This is a genomic window from Ornithinimicrobium sp. F0845, from assembly GCF_023015765.1.
Taxonomy (GTDB): domain Bacteria; phylum Actinomycetota; class Actinomycetes; order Actinomycetales; family Dermatophilaceae; genus Ornithinicoccus.
In genome coordinates, this window is the sequence record NZ_JALKAL010000056.1 from 1 (window position 1) to 241 (window position 241).

The window sequence follows — 241 nt, forward strand, 5'->3', positions numbered from 1 at the left end:
GGCCAAGTCGCTGCAGGGCACCGACACCTGGGGCCGGATGGATGAGGACGGCACCGGGACCTTCGGGATGCGGTGCACCGCGACCCAGGTCGCGGCAATCCTGGACCGGGTGGAGGGCGCGGCCCGGCGGGCCCGCGCCAACGGCGACCAGCGCAGCCTGGGTCAGATCCGCTCCGCGGTCGCGGCCACGTTGTTGTTGAAGGGCACCGTGACGTTGCCCGATCTGGACGCCGACCCGGAC

General features: G+C 73.0%; 1 pseudogene. It reads left to right on the forward strand.

From position 1 onward, the window contains the following. Positions 1–241 (forward strand): annotated as a pseudogene (locus tag MWU75_RS19705) (hypothetical protein); the annotation flags it as partial.